This is a genomic window from Bradyrhizobium sp. UFLA05-125, assembly GCF_059803515.1.
The window spans coordinates 1-18,471 of record NZ_JBANBJ010000118.1 but is presented as its reverse complement, the minus strand read 5'-3'; the positions used below and the strand labels follow the sequence as shown (position 1 = coordinate 18,471).

General features: G+C 64.7%; 20 protein-coding genes. 9 read left to right on the top strand and 11 right to left on the bottom strand.

Annotation, left to right across the window (positions count from 1 at the left end; genetic code table 11):
- Positions 1-324 precede the first annotated feature (324 nt).
- The 6 genes from SO156_RS43860 to petA all read right to left on the bottom strand — a co-directional run bounded on the left by SO156_RS43860 (position 325) and on the right by petA (position 7,523).
- Positions 325-864 carry an adenine phosphoribosyltransferase gene (locus SO156_RS43860; RefSeq protein WP_458147334.1) on the bottom strand — a complete coding sequence of 180 codons (540 nt, stop codon included), beginning with the start codon at positions 862-864 and terminating at the stop codon, positions 325-327.
- Between the two features lie 9 nt (positions 865-873).
- Complete coding sequence (locus tag SO156_RS43855; RefSeq protein WP_458147335.1) at positions 874-3,039, bottom strand: anthranilate synthase component I; 2,166 nt, start codon at positions 3,037-3,039, stop codon at positions 874-876.
- A gap of 314 nt (positions 3,040-3,353) precedes the next feature.
- A complete protein-coding gene (locus SO156_RS43850) occupies positions 3,354-3,779 on the bottom strand; it encodes a hypothetical protein (RefSeq protein ID WP_458147336.1) in 426 nt (141 codons plus the stop codon).
- Positions 3,780-3,896: 117 nt separating this feature from the next.
- A complete protein-coding gene (locus SO156_RS43845) occupies positions 3,897-4,571 on the bottom strand; it encodes a dienelactone hydrolase family protein (protein WP_458147337.1) in 675 nt (224 codons plus the stop codon).
- 295 nt (positions 4,572-4,866) lie between these two features.
- Positions 4,867-6,930, bottom strand: coding sequence for a cytochrome b/c1 (fbcH, locus tag SO156_RS43840; protein WP_458147338.1), 2,064 nt, complete (start codon positions 6,928-6,930; stop codon positions 4,867-4,869).
- Positions 6,931-6,992: 62 nt separating this feature from the next.
- Positions 6,993-7,523, bottom strand: a complete 531-nt coding sequence (petA, locus tag SO156_RS43835; protein ID WP_458147339.1) for a ubiquinol-cytochrome c reductase iron-sulfur subunit — start codon at positions 7,521-7,523, stop codon at positions 6,993-6,995.
- 280 nt (positions 7,524-7,803) lie between these two features.
- Between petA and SO156_RS43830 the strand changes: the two genes are divergently transcribed.
- The 7 genes from SO156_RS43830 to SO156_RS43800 all read left to right on the top strand — a co-directional run bounded on the left by SO156_RS43830 (position 7,804) and on the right by SO156_RS43800 (position 12,569).
- The gene (locus SO156_RS43830; protein WP_458147426.1) at positions 7,804-8,262 is read left to right on the top strand and encodes a tRNA (cytidine(34)-2'-O)-methyltransferase; all 459 of its coding nucleotides are present in this window, start codon (positions 7,804-7,806) and stop codon (positions 8,260-8,262) included.
- An 18-nt stretch (positions 8,263-8,280) separates the two neighbouring features.
- Positions 8,281-8,925, top strand: a complete 645-nt coding sequence (gene queE, locus SO156_RS43825; protein ID WP_458147340.1) for a 7-carboxy-7-deazaguanine synthase — start codon at positions 8,281-8,283, stop codon at positions 8,923-8,925.
- A gap of 30 nt (positions 8,926-8,955) precedes the next feature.
- The gene (locus SO156_RS43820; protein ID WP_458147341.1) at positions 8,956-9,321 is read left to right on the top strand and encodes a 6-pyruvoyl trahydropterin synthase family protein; all 366 of its coding nucleotides are present in this window, start codon (positions 8,956-8,958) and stop codon (positions 9,319-9,321) included.
- 148 nt (positions 9,322-9,469) lie between these two features.
- A complete protein-coding gene (gene hemF, locus SO156_RS43815; protein WP_498539168.1) occupies positions 9,470-10,357 on the top strand; it encodes an oxygen-dependent coproporphyrinogen oxidase in 888 nt (295 codons plus the stop codon).
- On the top strand, positions 10,348-11,103 hold the full coding sequence (locus SO156_RS43810; protein WP_458147343.1) for an HAD family hydrolase: 756 nt from the start codon (positions 10,348-10,350) through the stop codon (positions 11,101-11,103). Before hemF ends, SO156_RS43810 begins: the two co-directional genes overlap by 10 nt.
- 97 nt (positions 11,104-11,200) lie before the next feature.
- Positions 11,201-12,241 carry a hypothetical protein gene (locus tag SO156_RS43805; RefSeq protein WP_458147344.1) on the top strand — a complete coding sequence of 347 codons (1,041 nt, stop codon included), beginning with the start codon at positions 11,201-11,203 and terminating at the stop codon, positions 12,239-12,241.
- A gap of 100 nt (positions 12,242-12,341) precedes the next feature.
- Entirely contained in the window at positions 12,342-12,569 is a 228-nt protein-coding gene (locus SO156_RS43800) for a DUF2158 domain-containing protein (RefSeq protein WP_458147345.1), read from the top strand.
- Between the two features lie 252 nt (positions 12,570-12,821).
- On the opposite strand, the gene SO156_RS43795 is transcribed toward SO156_RS43800, so the two are convergent.
- Genes SO156_RS43795 through SO156_RS43775 form a run of 5 tightly spaced genes read right to left on the bottom strand, consistent with a single transcriptional unit; the run spans position 12,822 to position 16,386 of the window.
- Complete coding sequence (locus SO156_RS43795) at positions 12,822-13,592, bottom strand: TSUP family transporter (protein WP_458147346.1); 771 nt, start codon at positions 13,590-13,592, stop codon at positions 12,822-12,824.
- On the bottom strand, positions 13,589-14,845 hold the full coding sequence (locus SO156_RS43790) for a CCA tRNA nucleotidyltransferase (RefSeq protein ID WP_458147347.1): 1,257 nt from the start codon (positions 14,843-14,845) through the stop codon (positions 13,589-13,591). Before SO156_RS43790 ends, SO156_RS43795 begins: the two co-directional genes overlap by 4 nt.
- 10 nt (positions 14,846-14,855) lie before the next feature.
- The gene (locus SO156_RS43785) at positions 14,856-15,119 is read right to left on the bottom strand and encodes a DUF6111 family protein (protein ID WP_458147348.1); all 264 of its coding nucleotides are present in this window, start codon (positions 15,117-15,119) and stop codon (positions 14,856-14,858) included.
- The gene (locus tag SO156_RS43780; protein ID WP_458147349.1) at positions 15,116-15,787 is read right to left on the bottom strand and encodes a CoA pyrophosphatase; all 672 of its coding nucleotides are present in this window, start codon (positions 15,785-15,787) and stop codon (positions 15,116-15,118) included. Before SO156_RS43780 ends, SO156_RS43785 begins: the two co-directional genes overlap by 4 nt.
- Positions 15,784-16,386, bottom strand: a complete 603-nt coding sequence (locus SO156_RS43775) for a DUF1285 domain-containing protein (protein ID WP_458147427.1) — start codon at positions 16,384-16,386, stop codon at positions 15,784-15,786. The genes SO156_RS43780 and SO156_RS43775 overlap by 4 nt, the downstream gene beginning before the upstream one ends.
- Before the next feature lie 286 nt (positions 16,387-16,672).
- Here SO156_RS43775 and SO156_RS43770 point away from each other — a divergent pair, with 286 nt between their 5' ends.
- Both SO156_RS43770 and SO156_RS43765 read left to right on the top strand, forming a co-directional pair.
- The gene (locus SO156_RS43770) at positions 16,673-17,671 is read left to right on the top strand and encodes an AAA family ATPase (protein WP_458147350.1); all 999 of its coding nucleotides are present in this window, start codon (positions 16,673-16,675) and stop codon (positions 17,669-17,671) included.
- On the top strand, positions 17,671-18,471 hold an 801-nt coding region (locus tag SO156_RS43765; protein WP_498539167.1), incomplete at its 3' end, for a DUF58 domain-containing protein. The genes SO156_RS43770 and SO156_RS43765, both read left to right, overlap by 1 nt.

Below are 18,471 nucleotides of genomic sequence, written 5' to 3'. Positions count from 1 at the left end.
GGAACGCGCATGGCGACGCAGGCCTCGGCTTCGCCGAATGCGAGCGGCTGGACGAGGAGGAGATGAGCTATGTCCGCGATGCGCTTCTGAAAGAGCGCATGCTGCATTGGCTGTCGGAGCTGAAAGCCGAGGCGATCTAGCGTTTTGTGGCTTGGGTGCGATCTGGCCGCCGCCTCCGCTTCACCTCTCCCGCTAGCGGGGGAGGTCGGCGCGAAGCACCGGGTGGGGGCTCTCTCCGCGTAGCGGCTATCGATTGCGGAGCCACCCTCACCACAGCCCTCTCCCGCAGGCGGGAGAGGGAGCGCACCTCCTACGCGGCTCTATTCAATGCCCTTCGAACGTCATCAGCGTGCGCACCGGCACGTCCATGGCGCGCAGCTTGGCGGCGCCGCCGAGCTCCGGCAGATCGACGATGAAGCAGGCCGCGACCACGTTGGCGCCGATCTGCCTGAGCAGCTTCACCGCGCCCTCGGCGGTGCCGCCGGTGGCAATGAGGTCATCGACCAGAATCACGCGCTCGCCGGGCGCGACCGCATCCACATGCATCTCCATCTCGTCGATGCCGTACTCCAGCGAATAGGCGATGCGCACCGTGGTGTGCGGCAGCTTGCCTTTCTTGCGGATCGGCACGAAGCCGGCCGAGAGCTGATGCGCCACGGCACCGCCGAGGATGAAGCCGCGCGCCTCCATGCCGGCAACCTTGTCGATCTTGTTGCCGGCCCAGGGATGCACGAGCTCGTCGACCGCGCGGCGGAAGGCGCGCGCATCGGCCAGCAGCGTGGTGATGTCGCGGAACTTGATCCCGGGCTTGGGATAGTCCGGAATGGTGCGGACGCTCGCCTTCAGATCGTAGTCAAAGGTCATTGGTGCCTCTCAATCGACGCCCGCATTCAGCCGGAACGCGTTCTCGACAATTCGTAAACCCACCTCGCCGCCGAGCGACATCAGCGATTCCGGATGGAACTGCACACCGGCGACCGGCAGCGTCTTGTGCTCGAGCGCCATGGCGACGCCGTCCTCGGTGCTCGCCGTCACGGATAGAACATCCGGCATGCTGTCGCGTTCAACATACAGCGAATGGTAGCGGCCGATCACGATCTCGTTCGGCAGGTTGCGCATCAGGCGCCCACCCCGCACCTGCACCCGCGACGGCCGGCCGTGAGCGGGATGCGTCAGTTGCCCGAGCTCGCCGCCAAAATATTCGCCAATCGCCTGCACCCCAAGGCAAACGCCGAACACCGGCAGCTTGTTCTGAAGCGCCGCATCGATGGTCTTCTTGATCCCGAAATCCTCGGGCCTGCCCGGTCCAGGCGACAGCACCAGCAAATCCCATGTCTTCTGCTTGAGCATGTCGAGCGCATGCACATGGCGGACCACGCTGACGCTGGCGCCAACCTGGCGGAAGTAGTCGGCGAGCATGTGCACGAAACTGTCGTCATGATCGATCAGCAGCACCTGCTTGCCCGAGCCGGTCGCATCGGGTGCAAAGGTCGACAGCGGCTTCGGCGGATCGCCGCGCAACGCCTGGAACAGCGCCGCCGCCTTTACCTGGCACTCGCGGTCTTCCGCAGCGGGATCGGAGTCGAACAGGCAGGTGGCGCCGACGCGCACTTCTGCGAGCCCATCCTTCATCCGGATGGTGCGGATGGTCAGGCCGGTGTTGATGCTGCCGTCGAAATTCACCGCGCCGATCGCACCCGCATACCAGCGGCGCGGCGAACGCTCGTGATCCTCGACGAACTGCATTGCCCAGAGCTTTGGCGCGCCAGTGACCGTGACGGCCCAGGCATGGGTGAGGAACGCATCGAGCGCATCGAAGCCAGGACGCAGCATGCCTTCGACGTGATCGACGGTGTGGAAGAGTTTTGAGTAGGTCTCGATCTGGCGCCGTGCCAGCACCTTGATGGTGCCGGGCACGCAGACGCGCGCCTTGTCGTTGCGATCGACGTCGGTGCACATGTTGAGCTCGAACTCGTCCTTCTCCGAGTTCAGGAGCTGGCGGATCTGCTCGGCATCGCCGATCGCATCCGTGCCGCGTGCGATGGTGCCCGAGATCGGGCAGGTCTCGACACGACGGCCGTCGGAGCGCACGAACATCTCGGGCGAGGCGGACACCAGGAATTCGCCTTCACCGAGATTCATCAGCGCGCCGTAGGGCGACGGGTTGATGACGCAAAGGCGCTGGAACACTTCTGCAGGCGAACGCTCGCACGGCTCGGCGAAGAGCTGTCCCGGCACGGCTTCGAAGAGATCACCGCGGGCAAAGGCCGCGCGCGCGGTCTCGACCGTTGCCTGGTATTCGCCGGGCGCGTGATCGGCAAAGCCCTGCCGCGGCGTCTTGAGATATGGGCTATCAGCGGTCTCGCGTGGCAGGCCCTCGGTCGACCGGCCCTTCCAGCTGAAGTCGTAGCTCAGCACCACGCCGCGGCCGGTGGCGCGGTCATAGGCGAGCAGGCGATCGGGCACATAGAGCACGATGTCGCGCTGGTCCTTTTCGCGCGCGCGCTTCTGCACGAGATCCTCGATCTGGAAGACGAGGTCGTAGGCAAACGCACCGAACAGGCCGAGCAGGCCGTCGTCATTGGCGGAGAAGGCGCTGACGAGATCGCGCACCAGCGACATCACGCTGGCGCGCCGCGTGCGCTGGTCCTCCTCGACCGGCGCATCGCCGCGGATGATGTGGCCTGTAAGCCGCGAGGCCGTCTTCTCGGAGATCACCACGCAAGGCTCGCGCAGGACGTCGGCGAGGAAGGCGATCAGCACCTGCCCGCGCTGGTTCAGCGCTTCGAGCTTGAAATTGACGCCGACGGTTTCGAGCTTGAGCGGCGGATCGGAGAAGCCGAGGTCAAAGCTCTCGTAGCGGCCGGGCACGGTCGTGCCCGACGACAGCACCACGCCGCGGCGGCGGTCGAGCAGGTTGACGAGGTCGTCGAGCCTGCTGGCGCCACCGCTGAACTGCTCCGCCACGCGCGTGATCGCGAGACCCGCGCGGGTCACATAGTCGCTTCTGGCCGGAAGGGCAAAGACTGTCCTGTTCATGTGATCCTCTTGAGCTCCTCTTACGAGACTTGCCGAGGGAACGCCACACAGGACAAACGATCAGGCCGCCGCACTGCGTTGGCGACCTTCGACGATTTGGGAAAAAGAAATCGCACCGGCCACCTCTTAGGAGGTGCGCCACCAACGACAGGATGGGCAGATGACGGTGCTCATGGGGAACTACACACCATGGCACGGCGGCGGCGTCAAGATGGTTGCCGGCGCAGTAGCCCGGATGGCGCGCAGCGCAATCCGGGACCAGCGCCACATTTCGAGACAGCCCGGATTTCGCTTCGCTCCATCCGGGCTACGGATCAATACGCCCCCACCTCATATCCGATCGCCCGGTATCCGGTGTCGGGGACATAGCGGAATTCGAAGGTGAACTCGGAATTGGTGTCATGCCAGGTCAGGGCGCAGCGGCCGTCGGGCAACGATAGCAATTTTGCAGTGTGCAGATGCTTGCCCATGAAGGGCGTGAACAGCGTGTTGTAGCGTTGCAGGAATTCGGCCTCGCTCTTGACCGGCCCGCTCTGGACATCGTGCTTGCCTTCCCCCGACCAATACTCGACCGGAAAAGCGATCAGCTTGACGATACGGTTCTTGTCGTTCGCATTGGCCGCGCTCTCAAAGTCAGTCCGGAAGGCCTGAAATTCCGGCCCGTTGCATGCGGGATCCTTGGCCCAACACGGGGCCGCAAGGCCGGTCACGAACAATGATGCGATCAGGAAGGCTTTCATATGGGATGCTCGGCGCCAATGTGTGTTGGCTCCGACGCGGCAAAGTGCGTGACCGCGCCAAAGCAGCCGCCCAATACCGGGCGGCTTGCCTTGTGTCGCATCAGCGTGCCGCTGCGTTCATCCCAAATGCTTCCTAAAGAACTCCGTCGCGCGGCCCCAGGCGAGCTCGGCGGCCTCGCGGTCGTGCACGGCCTGGCGCTGCTCGTTGACGAAGGCGTGCTCGGCGTCATAGCGGAACAGCTCGAGCGACTTGCCGGCGGCCTTCATGGCCTTCTCGAACGCGTCGACCACTTGCGGCGTGCACCAATCGTCCTTGCTGGCGAAATGCGCCTGGAGTGGGATCTTGACGTCGGCCGGTTTGGCCGCCTGCTCCGGCGGAATGCCGTAGAAGACCACGCCGGCCGCAAGCTCCGGAATCTTGGTGGCGCCGATGATGGTCACGGCACCGCCGAGGCAGAAGCCGGTCAGGCCGACCTTGGCGCCGTTGCGCGCGAGGAATTGCGCGGCGCCGCGCACGGTCTGCGTGGTGGCGTCCATGAAATCGAGCGAGTTCATCTCGCGGCCGGCAGCGTCGGTGTCGTGATAGGGCACCACCGTGCCCTTGTAGAGGTCAGGCGCCAGCGCATCGAAACCCGCAAGCGCGAAGCGGTCGCACAGGCCCTTGATCTGGTCCTGCAGGCCCCACCATTCCTGGATCACGACCACGCCTGGCGCGTTGCCACGCGCGGCATTGGCGAGATAGCCCGACGCATCCTTGCCGTCCGGACGCTTGAAGGTGATGACGGTGCCCATGCTTTCCTCCGACGAGTTCCTGGGGGGGTGTTGGAGGCATTTTGGCGGGTGCGAGCACGATAGGCAATCGCTTCAAACAACACACTCTCGTGCCCCGGATGCAATGCAGTGCGCCGCCCCTCGCGGCGTGGTGCATTGCTGATCCGGGCCCAGCCGTGGATACGCGGCTCTGCGCAGCAGCGTACTGGACGATGCTTCGCATCGCCAGGAACGCTGCAGCGCGTCCGCGACGCGAACGCCCTAACAAAAAAGCCCCCTTGCGGGGGCTTTCCTATTTCTATGGCTATTAAACCGCTCAATGCGCGTCGGCCCAGACCTTCTTCTTGGTGAAGTACATCAATCCCGCGAAGATGATCAGGAAGACGAACACCTGGAAGCCGAGCTGCTTGCGCGCTTCCATGTGCGGCTCCGCGGCCCACATCAGGAAGGTGGTGACGTCCTTGGCGTATTGCGCGACCGTGGCCGGCGAGCCGTCGTCAAAGGTGACCTGGCCATCGCTGAGCGGCTTCGGCATCTTGATGGCGTGGCCCGGGAAGTACTTGTTGTAGTAGGAGCCCTCCGGAATGGTCACGCCCTCCGGCACCTTGTCCTCGAAACCCTGCAGGATCGCCGCGACGTAGTCGGGGCCCTGCTCCTGGTACTGGGTGAAGAAGTCGAAGATGAACCACGGGAAGCCGCGCTCATAGGACCGCGCCTTGGTGATCAGCGACAGATCCGGCGGTGCAGCACCGCCGTTCGCCGCGCGAGCCGCCTGCTCGTTCGGGAAGGGCGAGGGGAAGTAATCCGCCGGGCGGCCCGGGCGCTCGAACATCTCGCCCTGGTCGTTCGGGCCGTCCTTGACCTTGTAGTCCGAGGCAAACGCCGCCGCCTGCGCCGGCGAATAGCCGGGTCCGCCGGCTTCCGCGAGGTTGCGGAAGGCGATGTAGGACAGGCCGTGGCAGTTGGAGCAGACCTCTTTGTAGACCTTCAAGCCGCGCTGCAACGCGCCGCGGTCAAACTTGCCGAAAGGGCCTGAAAACGACCATTTCTGCGCCGGCGGCTTGTCCGTGCCTTCGGCGGCGCGGGCATCCTGCAATGTACCCGCAAACAGCGCGCCGGCCGCGATAAGTGCGACGACGACTGAGGCCGCAACCTTTCGACCGTTCGCCAGGACTGACTCGGAGATCGAGTTCGGCACCGGCCGCGGGGTCTCGATACGGGAGAGCAGCGGCAGCACGATCAGGAAATACGCGAAGTAGCAGACCGTCAGGATGCGGCCGGCGATCACGTAGATGCCCTCCGGCGGCTGCGCGCCGAGATAGCCGAGCAGCACGCAGACCACGACGAAGATCCAGAAGAACTGCTTGGCGAGCGGACGATACTTCGAGGACCTCGTCTTGGCGCTGTCGAGCCAGGGCAGGAAGGCCAGCACGATGATCGCCGAGAACATCGCGATGACGCCCGCGAGCTTGTTCGGTATCGAGCGCAGGATCGCGTAGAACGGCAGGTAGTACCATTCCGGCACGATGTGCGGCGGCGTCACGCCCGGGTTCGCCGGGATGTAGTTGTCGGCGTCGCCGAGATAGTTCGGCATGTAGAAGATGAACCAGGAATAGAGGAGCAGGAAGCAGGACACGCCGAAGAGGTCCTTGATCGTAGCATGCGGCGTGAACGGTACCGTGTCCTTTTCAGTCTTGGCTTCGACGCCGTCCGGATTGTTCTGGCCGGCGACGTGCAGCGCCCAGACGTGCAGCACGACGACGCCCGCGATGATGAACGGCAGCAGATAGTGCAGCGAGAAGAAGCGGTTCAGCGTCGGGTTGCCGACCGAATAGCCGCCCCACAAGAGCGTCACGATGCTCTCGCCGACATAGGGAAAAGCGGAGAACAGGTTGGTGATGACGGTGGCGCCCCAGAAGCTCATCTGGCCCCACGGCAGCACGTAGCCCATGAAGCCGGTCGCCATCATCAGGAGATAGATGATGACGCCGAGGATCCACAGCACCTCGCGCGGCTCCTTGTAGGAGCCGTAGTACAGGCCGCGCAGCATGTGGACATAGACGGCGAAGAAGAACATCGACGCGCCAACCGCATGCATATTGCGCAGCAGCCAGCCGTAATTGACGTCGCGCACGATCAGCTCGACCGACTTGAAGGCGAGATCGGCATGCGGCGTGTAGTGCATCGCCAGGATGACGCCGGTCAGGATCTGAATCCCGAGCATGAAGGACAGGATGGCGCCGAAGGTCCACCAGTAGTTCAGGTTACGCGGCGTCGGATAGGCGACGAACGAGGAGTGCATAAGACCAAAGATCGGCAGCCGCCGCTCGATCCATTTCAGGGCTGGATTGCTCGGCTGGTAGTCGGAGGGTCCGCTCATGATGCGATCCTGAGGAAATAAACGACGCGACGGCTCGAAGCTTCGGGCGCGGGGTCCGAAGCTCAGCCGATCTGGATTTTGGTGTCGGAGACGAACTGATACGGCGGCACCGTCAGGTTCGCGGGCGCCGGCCCCTGACGGATGCGGCCCGAAGAGTCGTACTGCGAGCCGTGGCAGGGGCAGAAGAATCCGTCGTAATTGCCCTCATGGGCGATCGGGATGCAGCCGAGATGGGTGCAGATGCCGATCACGACGAGCCACTGCTCGTGGCCGGATTTGACCCGGGCATCGTCGGGTTGCGGATCTGGCAGGCTCGCGACGTTCACCGCGCGCGCCTCTTCGATCTGCTTCTTGGTGCGGTGGCTGATGTAGATCGGCTTGCCGCGCCAGAACACCTTGATGTCCTGGCCCTCGGCGACCGGGGTCAGATCGACCTCGATCGGCGCGCCGGCGGCGATCGTCGAGGCGTCCGGATTCATTTGGGAAATGAACGGCCAGAGCGTCGCAACGCCCCCCACGGCCGCTGCTGCCCCCGTTGCAACGAAAAGGAAATCACGGCGTGTCGGATGGTCCGCCGAAGACGCTGTCGTCACGATTCCAACCCTTTCTTCTTATGCGACCGGCGGAACCGCCCCAGGGGTCGCCCAAAGGTCCCCAGAACAGGCTGCCGGCGCCCGCGGCCCCCCGCGGCGGCAGAACTTTGCTTGATCCGCGCGAAAACGAGCGAAACAGCAGTCCAGAATCGTTCTATTGGCACCCTTGCCGGGCGAGCGCAAGCCCGCTATCGGCGCGGAAGCGTGCAATGCACGAATTCCGCGGCTAGCGATGTTTTATTGAGACATTTCCGGCCCGCAACCAGCCCCCGTCATGCCCATGCAGATAGCGCTTTTCCAGCCCGACATCCCCCAGAACACCGGCACGATTCTCAGGCTCTGTGCCTGTCTGGACATGGCCGCCCATATCATCGAGCCGGCAGGCTTTCCCGTCTCCGACCGCTTGTTCCGCCGGGCGGGAATGGACTATCTGGACCAGGTCAGCGTGACCCGTCACGACTCCTGGTCGAAATTCGAGGCCTGGCGCAGGGAACAAGGGCACCGGCTGCTGCTGTTCACCACGAAGGGTGCGACCAACTATCTTGATTTTCGCTACCAGCCGTCGGACATCCTGCTGCTCGGGCGTGAGAGCGCAGGGGTCACCGACGAGGTGGTCGCGGGTGCGGATGCGCGGCTCGTCATCCCGATCAAGCCGGGGCTGCGCTCGCTCAATGTGGCGATGACCGCGGCGATGGCCGCAGGCGAAGCGCTGCGGCAGACCCGCTATGTTCAAGCTTAGCGTTTCAAGGAGTGGATGGTGAGTTACGCGGTCAAGGAGATCTTCCTGACGCTGCAAGGTGAAGGCGCCCATGCCGGGCGCGCGGCCGTGTTCTGCCGCTTTGCCGGCTGCAACCTCTGGAGCGGCCGCGAGGCCGACCGCGCCGGCGCCGTCTGCCAGTTCTGCGACACCGACTTCGTCGGTACCGATGGCACGCTGGGCGGACGCTACGCGGCTGCGGAAGACCTTGCTGCGACGATCGCCGCGCAATGGACGGGAACCCAAGAAAGGCATCGAGGGAACCGTTATGTCGTGCTGACCGGTGGCGAGCCGCTCTTGCAGGTAGACGCCCCGCTGGTCGATGCGCTACACGCGAACGGCTTCGAGATCGGGGTCGAAACCAACGGTACGATCCTCCCGCCTGATGGCCTCGACTGGATCTGCGTCAGTCCGAAAGCGGGAAGCGATCTCGTCGTGCGGCGCGGTCACGAGCTGAAGCTGGTCTATCCGCAAGCGCAGGCGCTGCCGGAAGCGTTCGAAGGCCTCGCCTTCGAGCGGTTCTCGCTGCAACCAATGGACGGGCCTGACGTGGCCGAGAACACCGCGCGCGCCATCGACTATTGCCTGCGCCACCCGCAATGGCGGCTCAGCGTGCAAACACACAAGACGCTTGGCATCAGGTAGCTGGCATCAGACAGGACTGACGTTCACAAGATGTGGGAATTGACCAAATCATTCCGCTTCGAGGCGGCGCACTCGCTGTCGGGCACGACCTTTGGCGCAGCGAGCGAAGAGATTCACGGCCACTCCTTCCGCGCCGAGGTGAGCTTGCGCGGCACACCGGATCCGGTGACCGGCATGGTGATCGATCTCGGCCTCCTTCAGCGCGCGATCGAGGATGTGCGCCTGACGCTGGACCACAAGTTCCTCAACAAGATCGAGGCGCTGGGCAATCCGACGCTGGAAAACCTCTCGCGCTTCGTCTGGGAGCGCCTTGCGCATCTCGGCGGGCTGACCCGCGTCAGCATCCATCGCGACAGTTGCAACGAGAGCTGCACCTATTACGGTCCGCAAGGCTAGATTCGTAGATTTCGTAGGGTGGGCAAAGCGAAAGCGAGCCCACCTCTTTGGCAACCGCGATGACGGTTGCAGGAGTGGCGGGCACGGCGCAAGAGCGCCTTTGCCCACCCTACGCGACACTCCGCTTGGCTAGCGACGGGAATTGCATATGGACGTTTCGATGATCGAGGAGCGCAAGACGCGGGCACGGAGCTGGTTCGAATCCTTGCGCGACGACATCTGCGCAAGCTTCGAGCGGCTGGAGGACGACGCGCCGCAAGGTCTCTATCCCGGTGCGGCGGGGCGCTTCGTGCGCACGCCGTGGCAGCGCACCGACCACTCTGGCGCGCCCGGCGGCGGCGGCGTGATGTCGATGATGTACGGCCGCCTGTTCGAGAAGGTCGGCGTGCACTGCTCGACCGTGCACGGCGAGTTCGCGCCCGAGTTTCGCGCGCAGATCCCCGGCGCGGCGGAGGATCCGCGGTTCTGGGCGTCGGGCATCTCGCTGATCACGCACATGCGTAATCCGAACGTGCCGGCGGTGCATATGAACACGCGGTTCGTCGTCACGACGAAAGCCTGGTTCGGCGGCGGCGCCGATCTGACGCCCGTGCTCGACCGGCGGCGCACGCAGGAGGATGCCGACGCGATCGCCTTCCACACCGCGATGCAGGAAGCCTGTAGCGGGCCGAACGGCGTCGCCAACTACGACAAGTACAAGAAATGGTGCGACGAGTATTTCTATCTGCCGCACCGGAAAGAGGCCCGCGGCATCGGCGGCATCTTCTACGACTGGCATGACAGCGGCGATTGGGAAGCCGATCTCGCTTTCACCCAGGACGTCGGCCGTGCCTTCCTGAATATCTATCCGGAACTCGTGCGGCGCAATTTCGCGACCGCCTGGACGCCTGCCGATCGCGAGGAGCAGTTGGTCCGGCGCGGACGCTATGTCGAGTTCAACCTGCTCTACGACCGCGGCACGATCTTCGGGCTCAAGACCGGCGGCAACGTGGATTCGATCCTGTCCTCGCTGCCGCCGGAAGTGAAATGGCCATGACATCGATGAAGACCGCAAAGCCCCTCCCCCGCGCCATGCTGATCGACATGGATGACACCATCCTGTCGGCCTATGGGCGTCCCGAGATCGCCTGGAACACGATCGCAACCGAGTTCGCGGCCGAGCTCGCACCGTTGCCACCGGAGCAGGTCGCAGCAGCCGTTCTGACGTTTGCGCGGAATTTTTGGGCCAATGCGGAAGCCGCCTGGCGGCTCAAGCTCGGCGAGGCGCGGCGGCTGACGGTGAAAGGCGGTTTCGCAGCGCTCGCCGCAAGCGGGCACCGCGCCCTGCCCGACGATCTCGCGGTCCGCCTCGCCGATCGCTTCACCACCTATCGCGAAGAGGAGATGTTCGTCTTCCCCGGCGCGCACGAAGCGATCGACCGGCTGAAGGCGCTTGGGGTCAAGCTCGCGCTGGTGACCAATGGCGCTGCCGACATGCAGCGCGCCAAGGTCGAGCGTTTCGAGCTGACCCACCGCTTCGACCACATCCAGATCGAGGGCGAGCACGGTTTCGGCAAGCCCGAGGAGCGCGCCTATCTGCACGCGATGGATGCGCTCGGTGTCACCCCCGATGATACCTGGATGGTCGGCGACAATCTCGAATGGGAGGTCGTGACGCCGCAGCGGCTCGGCATCTACGCCATCTGGATGGACGTGCATGGCGAGGGCCTACCCCAGGGATCGCCGGTGAAGCCCGACCGCATCATCCGCTCGCTGGCCGAGCTGTTGCCCCACGAACCCTAACCGCTTCCTCAAGTGAAATTCTTCACAGATCGCAATCCGGGATTGCGGTACGATCGCGCTCGGGCGCGACGAGGTCGAGGCGCGGACGGAGGCAGCGATGCAGGACGTTCCAAAGGAGACGAAGCGCGCGCAGGCGCCTGCCAAGAAGCCGGGCCTGTGGGACAGCATCCAGTCCTGGGACAGTCGCCTCTCGGTCACCAAGGGACTGACCATCGTCACCCTGCTCACCGGATTCTTCGGCGGCTACTTCCAGTACCTCAATTCCTACGAGGAGAAGGTCGGCGAGCAGGCCAAGGCGGACATGGCGGCAGCGACCTCGACCTTCATCGAGATCTCGAACGCCTTCGCCGAGGTCCAGATGCTTCAGGAGAGCATCCTCGCCGACTATGCCGAGGCTCGAACGGCCAAGGCAGACGCTGCCGTCGTGCAAGTGGACGCGAAGGCTGCGTCCGACCTCGCTTCGGACTATTCCAAGGCGCGGACCACGCTGCGACAGAACGGGCTCGTCTTTGCGCGCAAAGCGGAGATCTATATCGATTGGCCGAGCGATCTCAGCCGCGATCCGGCCGCCCCGCGCACCCTCGACCAGGACCCGCTCACGGACACGCTGCTGACCGAGTACAATTTCGACTGCGACGCAGAAGCCAACCTCCCGCACTTCAAGGGAGCCATCTACGACGGCAGCGAACACGGGCCGCCGAACGAGGAGTTGTGCACGGACCCCACGGCCAATGGACCGAAGGCCTACGTCGATCTTTGTGCCAGGCAGCCGGGCAGCGGCGCGGTCGATCCTTTGCGGAAGGTGGTCAACATCAACTGGTGGAGCGCCAAGCACCACGTGCTGATCATGCATCATTGCTTCGAGGCGCTGCGGGGCAGGCCTGGCGCCGCAGTCGATATGAACCAGAGCGGGAAACAGGCACTTCCAAAGCAGCAGGAGGACTACAAGGAGCGCCTTAACACGCAGGCCCGACGCATCGATGCATACATGACGCTGACGATGGCCCAGCTCGAGCGTATCAGGGTGAAATACCGTCCATCCGGTTTCCTCTGCCACGTTCCGCTGGCGCGCGATGCCATCGGTTTGTTCAGCGACCAGTGCACGCCGATCCGGACCGCGGTGAACGAGCGCGGCTGAGGTCATCCACAGGAACGAAGTCCCTCTCCCGATCCGTGATCGGCATGTCATGACGGCTTGCTAGCGTTGAGCCGTGTGGATCAACACGGAGGACAAATCCATGGAACTGAAAGCCGGCGATGTCGTGATGCTGAAATCCGGCGGCCATCCGCTGACCGTCGTCGAGGTCAAGGAGGAGGACGTGCTCTGCCTCTGGATGGGCATGGAGGGCAGCCTGTTTCGCGAGACGCTGCCGCTCGCCGTGCTCGAGCAGGCCGACCCCGAAGAGGACGAAGACGACGAGGATGAGGAAGAGGACGAAGAGGAAGACGACGAGGACGAGGAATAGGCGCGGCCAAGCTCGATCGCGGTCCAGGAGAATGTCACCTGGACCGCGACGTTCCGGAAAGCGCGATCAGATCGGGGTCGCCCAGACTTTGGGACCTCCAAAAACCTCGAAAACAACCCCATGCAAAGTAGCCGGCGACTGTCGACGTGACGCCTTGCGGATTTTACGAAATAACTTGACGCGTCGGGCAAATCACATGCAAGATGCCATCATCGCGACATTTGGGATGACCGCCCCCGATCTCGTCATGCCTTAGCTGACGAGTTGCTTCACCGCAGCCGAGATCATCACGAGCCCGCCCGTGATCACCGCGACATCGAGGATCGCGGCGTGGATATGCACCGGCATCCGCTCGACAAAGGCCTTTGCCAGGAACGCGCCAGGCACCGCCATCCCGCCGATCAGGAGCGCGAACGCCAGCACCTGCGCGGTCACCGCGCCGGCGAGACCAAACACCGAGATCTTGATGAGGCCGGTGCCGAGCGAGATCATCGCGTCGGTCGCGATCACCGCCGCGCCTTCGAGGCCGGCGGCCATCAGCAGCGAGAGCAGGATGACGCCCGAGCCCGAGGTGCCGCCGACCAGCACGCCATAACCGACCGAGCCCGCCGCAAGACCTGTATTGCCGATCTTGACCTGGCGGCGGCGCAGCACGCGGCGCAGCGGCACGCTCAGGATCAGCATGGTGCCGATCACCAGCGCCGCGCCGGCATTGGTGAGGCGCGTGTAGCCGTAGGCGCCGAGCGCCGTCGTCAGCGCCGCGCAGGCGAGCACGACGAGCGCGCGGCGGCGATCGGCATAGCTGACATAGGCAATCGCGCGGCTGAGATTGGTGAAGATCGCGGAGATCGCGATGATGGGCACCACGGGCTCGGCGCCGACCATCGGCACCAGCACCAGAGGCATCAGGGCGCCGGTGCCGTAGCCTGCGAGCCCGCCGATGATCGAAGCAAACAATGCCATCAACGCGACCAGCAGGAGCTGCAAAATCGAGATATCGGCGAAGGCTGAGACGATCGTCACGTTCTCTGATCGCGGCTGACGCGTGCCGCAGCTTGATCGGCGATGGAAGCGAGCGCCGCCTCCTCTAGGGGAAAATCCGCGGCAAGCCAAGCATCCTCGGCGAGCGTCAACACATGCCCGAGCGCGGGCCCTTCCGCCATGCCGCGCGCGATGAAGTCGGCGGCTTTCAGCGGGAATTTCGGCGGCATCCAGCGTTGCGGCAGCTCGGCAAGCTCACGCCAGCGTGCGGAATTCGAATCGCCACCGTCCCTCGCCCAGGCCAGCAACACACGATCGTGATAGCGCTCGACGCCTAACCGATAGAGCAGCCGCCGCGCATTGGTCTCGTCCTTGTTGGCGAACCGCCACCAGCGGTGTCCCATCGAATCCAGCGCCTTGGCCTCCGCATTGCTGAGCCTCAACCGCGACGCGACGCGCTTGGCATCCTCGGTGACGGCGACGGTCAGCGCCGCGAGACGCCGGGTCGCGCTCGCCGGCAGGCCGAGTTCGTGCTCGATCGCGATCATGCTCGCCAGCGGGCCGGTATAGGCGACGCCGCCGACCAACGATTGGAGCAGGCCGCCGTCGGCCATGGCGAACGTCGCAGCTGCAGCGCCGCCTGCGACGAGCAGCTTGAGCATTTCCATGCGCACCCGCTCGGCCGAGAGACCGGCCAGCCCGGCGCGGCCGCGAATACAGGCGAGATAGCCGTCGCGATCCGGCTCACCGGCGCCGAAGGCGGCGTGGATGCGGAAGAAGCGCAGGATGCGCAGGTAATCTTCGGCGATGCGCTGGTCGGGATCGCCGATGAAACGCACGCGCCGCAGCGCAACGTCGGCAAGCCCGCCGACATAGTCGTGCACGACGCCCTTCGCGTCGACCGACAGCCCGTTCATGGTGAAGTCGCGCCGCTCGGCGTCCCTCACCCAGTCGCGGCCGAACGCGACCTTGGCCTTGCGGCCGAAGGTCTCGGTGTCCTCACGCAGCGTCGTGACCTCGTACGGGTGCCCGTCGATCACGAGCGTGATGGTGCCGTGGTCGATGCCGGTCGGCACGCTCTTGATGCCGGCGCTCTTTGCCCGCCGCATCACTTCCTCCGGCAATGCGGTGGTCGCGATGTCCATGTCCCCCGGCCGCAAGCCGAGCAGTGCGTTGCGCACGGCGCCGCCGACCACGCGCGCCTCCTCGCCGTCCGCGTTCAGGAGCTTCAGGACGCGCGCGGTCCCGCCGGAGGTCAGCCATCGGGCATCGGCAAGCAGGGGCTCCGCGCTCATCTGCCAGCCCCTATTTCTCGACGCCCGGCACGAGCCGGCCGTTCTCGACATGCGCGGGGACATAGGTCGAGTTCGGCGATGCGCCGGTGAAATGTGCAAGCCCGACCAGGCTTGCGATCACCAGCACCAGCGCAACCAGCCCGAGGCGGGCGATGGTGTAGACCGGCCAGGACGACTGCACCAATAGGCCCGAGCGGCTCGCGACCAGGAACAAGGCATAGACCGCGAAGGGAACGAGGAAGATTCCGATCTCGGTCAGCGCCGGCCGGATCATGGCAAATAGATCCGCTCATACAGCACACGCAATATCCCGGCGGTCGCCCCCCAGATGTACCGCTCGGCAAACGGCATCGCGTAATAGAAGCGCTCCATGCCCCGGAATTCCTTGCTGTGCACCTGGTGGTTCGCCGGATTCATCAGGAAGGATAGCGGCACCTCGAAGGCGTCATCAACCTCGGAATGGTTGATCACAAGCTCAAATCCCGGCCGCACCCTTGCGACCGTCGGCAGGATACGGAAGCCGAAGGCGGTACCGTAGAGATCGAGATAGCCGACCGGCTCGACGAAGTCGCGCGGCAGGCCGACCTCTTCCTCGGCCTCGCGCAGCGCCGCGTCGCGCGGCGAGGCGTCAATTGCGTCGATCTTGCCGCCGGGAAACGCGATCTGCCCGGCATGGTCGTTCAGATGCGCCGAGCGCTGCGTCAGCAGCACGGTCGGCTCGGGCCTATCGATGACCGGGATCAGGACCGCCGCGGGGCGCACCGGCTGCTCGCGCGCAACGATCTCGAGCATCTTGTCGGTGCCGGGATCACCCGACATCGGCACGATGTTGGGATCATAGAGGGCGGACGGCACGTCGAAGGTCAGCCGCGCCTTGGAGCGGGCGAAAAAATCCGCCGCGCCCAACCGGACGGGTTCGTCCTTCAGAAACGGCTTGGTCAAAGCGCGGCCCTCACCTGCTCAGCATCCGCCATGGCGAAGAATTCGCCGGCCGACTCGACACCGAACATTGGCTGGCCATCGATCATCCGCTCCTCGCCCATGTCAACCAGATCGTAATAGAGCGCGCGTGTCACCTTGGCCCAAAGGTCAGAGCGCACGTGCAGATAGGGTGTCAGCCCGCCATCGGCTGCTTGCTCGAAGCGCAAGCGATGCGCAGCATCGCACCTCACCCAGTCGTCGACATTGGTGCGGAAGCTCAGCACGCGATGGTCGCCTTCGCCCTCCTTCTGCATCTCGACCGCCATGAACGGCGCGTCATCGACGCGAATCCCGACCTTCTCCACGGGCGTGACGAGAAAGTGCTTGTCCCCTTCGCGTTTTAGGATAGTCGAGAACAGGCGCACCAGCGCCGGGCGACCGATGGGCGTCCCCATGTAGAACCACGTACCATCGGAGGCGATTCGAATGTCGAGATCGCCGCAGAATGGCGGATTCCACAGATGAACCGGCGGTAACCCTTTTTGGGCAGCGCCGGCGTTCTTGGCGGCGGCAGTCAGCCCGTCAAGACCCCGATTGCTGCTCTGCCCTTGCTTCGCCATGGTTTGCCCTGACTTTGTCTTTGGCACGATTGGTGCAGGTCTACGTTGTACCTCGGTGAGCGGTTCCACACCGGAATCATCCGGTGTGCAAGGTCGCCACTTCGTGATGCCGTACATATCCCGAAGCCGATAAGGTGGGGATAGGTTAATTCAGCGAATACAGGGCCTTCCTGCAAGTCTAGCATGGGGCCCGAGACGTGACATGTCGTGAGCTATCATGTCACGAGCTGACATGCATGAGATGACGACGCAGGCAAGCCGCGTGAACGGCTTAAGGAGCTGACGGATGGCGGAAAGTGTCGAAAAACTCGAAGACGTGATCGTCCGCTCGGCGGAGCAGGTGTCGGGACAGATTCGCGCCGCCAAGGACGCGATCGCAACCGTCATCTTCGGCCAGGATCGCGTGATCGAGAATACGCTGGTGACGATCCTCTCCGGCGGTCATGCGCTGCTGATCGGCGTGCCCGGTCTTGCCAAGACCAAGCTGGTCGAGACGCTCGGCGTCACGCTCGGTCTCGATGCCAAGCGCATCCAGTTCACGCCCGACCTGATGCCGTCGGACATTCTCGGCGCCGAAGTGCTCGACGAGAGCACTGCCGGAAAACGCTCCTTCCGCTTCATCGCCGGTCCGGTCTTCGCGCAGCTCCTGATGGCCGACGAAATCAACCGCGCCAGCCCGCGCACGCAGTCCGCGCTCCTGCAAGCGATGCAGGAGCAGCACATCACCGTCGCCGGCGCGCGTCATGACCTGCCGAAGCCCTTCCACGTGCTCGCCACGCAAAACCCGCTGGAGCAGGAAGGTACCTATCCGCTGCCGGAAGCACAGCTCGACCGCTTCCTGATGGAGATCGACGTCGACTATCCCGATCGCGACGCCGAGCGGCGCATCCTGTTCGAGACCACCGGCGCCGAAGAAACGCTGGCAAAGGGATCGATGGCGGCGGATGCGCTGATCGCGGCCCAGCGGCTGGTGCGGCGCCTGCCGGTCGGCGATTCCGTGGTAGAGGCGATTCTGTCGCTGGTGCGCTCGGCGCGTCCCGGCCCCGACGGTGGCGACACCGGCAAGCTGATTGCCTGGGGACCGGGTCCTCGCGCCAGCCAGTCGCTGATGCTGGCGGTGCGCGCACGCGCGCTGCTCGACGGCCGCCTCGCGCCGTCGATCGACGATGTGCTCGACCTCGCCGAGCCGGTGCTGAAGCACCGCATGGCGCTGACGTTCCAGGCGCGCGCCGAAGGCCGCACGATTCCGGACGTGATCCGGCAATTGAAGACACGGATCGGTTGATGGCCGCAGACAACGGGCACACAGCGAAGGAGATCATTGCGATCCGACGTGCCGATGGCGAAAGCCGTACGCTCGCCGCTTCGCTGCCGCGCCTGGTGCTCGAGGCCCGCCGCATTGCCGCCAACGTCATCCACGGCCTGCATGGCCGCCGTCGCGCCGGCTCGGGCGAAAGTTTTTGGCAGTATCGCCGCTTCGTTTCCGGCGAGCCGTCGCAGAACGTCGACTGGCGCCGCTCGGCGCGTGACGACCATCTCTATGTCCGCGAGCAGGAATGGGAAGCCGCGCACACCGTGTGGATCTGGCCCGACCGTTCGCCCTCGATGGCGTTCGCATCCAGACAGGCGCGCGACTCCAAGCTCGAGCGCACGCTGATCGTGGCATTCGCGCTGGCCGAACTGCTCGTCTCCGGCGGCGAGCGCGTCGGCATCCCCGGCCTGATGGCGCCGACCGCGAGCCGCAGTATCATCGACAAGATGGCGCAGGCGATGCTGCATGACGATTCCGAACGGCCGAGCCTGCCGCCGTCCTTCGTGCCCTCGGCGCTTGCCGAGACGGTGGTGCTGTCCGATTTCTGGTCGCCGATCGCGGAGATCAGGAGCATGCTTGCAGGGCTCTCCGGCTCCGGCGCCCATGGCACGCTGGTGCAGATCGTCGATCCGGCCGAGGAGACGTTCCCCTATTCCGGCCGCGTCGAATTCGTCGAGCCCGAGGGTTTTGGCGCGATCACGGCAGGGCGCGCCGAAAGCTGGGCCCAGGACTACACCGCGCGGCTCGCGCTGCATCGCGACCAGATCCGCGAC

Coding starts and splice junctions, on each gene's coding strand:
- SO156_RS43785 (WP_458147348.1), bottom strand. CDS start 15,119: ATGATCCGGCCGGCGCTGACCGAGATCGGAATCTTCCTCGTTCCCTTC.
- SO156_RS43855 (WP_458147335.1), bottom strand. CDS start 3,039: ATGAACAGGACAGTCTTTGCCCTTCCGGCCAGAAGCGACTATGTGACC.
- SO156_RS43770 (WP_458147350.1), top strand. CDS start 16,673: ATGGCGGAAAGTGTCGAAAAACTCGAAGACGTGATCGTCCGCTCGGCG.
- SO156_RS43805 (WP_458147344.1), top strand. CDS start 11,201: ATGCAGGACGTTCCAAAGGAGACGAAGCGCGCGCAGGCGCCTGCCAAG.
- SO156_RS43800 (WP_458147345.1), top strand. CDS start 12,342: ATGGAACTGAAAGCCGGCGATGTCGTGATGCTGAAATCCGGCGGCCAT.
- SO156_RS43850 (WP_458147336.1), bottom strand. CDS start 3,779: ATGAAAGCCTTCCTGATCGCATCATTGTTCGTGACCGGCCTTGCGGCC.
- SO156_RS43830 (WP_458147426.1), top strand. CDS start 7,804: ATGCAGATAGCGCTTTTCCAGCCCGACATCCCCCAGAACACCGGCACG.
- SO156_RS43775 (WP_458147427.1), bottom strand. CDS start 16,386: ATGGCGAAGCAAGGGCAGAGCAGCAATCGGGGTCTTGACGGGCTGACT.
- SO156_RS43790 (WP_458147347.1), bottom strand. CDS start 14,845: ATGAGCGCGGAGCCCCTGCTTGCCGATGCCCGATGGCTGACCTCCGGC.
- SO156_RS43810 (WP_458147343.1), top strand. CDS start 10,348: ATGGCCATGACATCGATGAAGACCGCAAAGCCCCTCCCCCGCGCCATG.
- fbcH (WP_458147338.1), bottom strand. CDS start 6,930: ATGAGCGGACCCTCCGACTACCAGCCGAGCAATCCAGCCCTGAAATGG.
- hemF (WP_498539168.1), top strand. CDS start 9,470: ATGGACGTTTCGATGATCGAGGAGCGCAAGACGCGGGCACGGAGCTGG.
- SO156_RS43820 (WP_458147341.1), top strand. CDS start 8,956: ATGTGGGAATTGACCAAATCATTCCGCTTCGAGGCGGCGCACTCGCTG.
- SO156_RS43845 (WP_458147337.1), bottom strand. CDS start 4,571: ATGGGCACCGTCATCACCTTCAAGCGTCCGGACGGCAAGGATGCGTCG.
- SO156_RS43860 (WP_458147334.1), bottom strand. CDS start 864: ATGACCTTTGACTACGATCTGAAGGCGAGCGTCCGCACCATTCCGGAC.